This is a genomic window from Acinetobacter sp. HR7 (genome assembly GCF_000773685.1).
In the GTDB taxonomy this organism is placed as follows: Bacteria; Pseudomonadota; Gammaproteobacteria; order Pseudomonadales; family Moraxellaceae; genus Acinetobacter; species Acinetobacter thermotolerans.
Map to the genome: position 1 here is coordinate 1 of NZ_JPQO01000058.1, position 756 is coordinate 756.

Consider the following 756-nt stretch of genomic DNA (forward strand, 5'->3'; position numbering starts at 1 on the left):
TAGCGACGCTTAGGGCGAATCAATAAGTTATTTTCTTTCAATATTTTAAATAACTGATCCCGTCCACACTTTAAACCACGTTGCAACAATTTGCCTTTAATAAGCCAATACAGCTTACGTGTTCCGATACTTGGCATGAGACAGCGATATTCCATAACCAACTCAAGTATTTGTTCAGTTGCTTGTGCAGTCATTTGAGCACGTTTTTCTGCTTGATAATAAGCTTGTCGGGTGATTCCCAACCACTGACAATAACGTGAAACGCTTAGTCTTCTTTGGCTTTGCCAATCTTTGAAACGTGCTCGGTATACTTTTTTCCAAGATCAGTCCCACATTCTTTATCAATGTGATAAATCACATCCTGAATAAATTCAGTTTTAAGCTTTTCTGCGGCTAACTGCTTTTCTAATTGGCGGATTCGTTGTTGGGGTGTCAATTGGCGTTTAGAAGAAGTCGGCATATTCGAAGTCCAGTCCTGTTGTCCGTGCTTGCGTAACCATACCAGCACAGTTGATCTTCCTTGAATACCATATTTTGCCTGAGCTTGCTTATAAGTAATTTGCCCTTTTTCTACTTCATGTACCACCATCATTTTAAAGGCAAAGCTATAGTCACGTTGTGTACGTTTAACTCGTTGTTCTCGTTTATGTTCCATAAAATAAGTCTCTTAAGGTGTAAACTTATTTCAGGACGGGACATCATGACCATAAAAAAAAGCCCTCAATCGAGGGCTTTTTTCGTTGAACAAGAAAATTA

The 756-nt window shown here is 38.9% G+C and carries 1 pseudogene; it reads right to left on the reverse strand.

The features are described from left to right. Nucleotides 1-655, reverse strand: a pseudogene (locus GW12_RS16160) (transposase); the annotation flags it as partial. Nucleotides 656-756 lie beyond the last annotated feature (101 nt).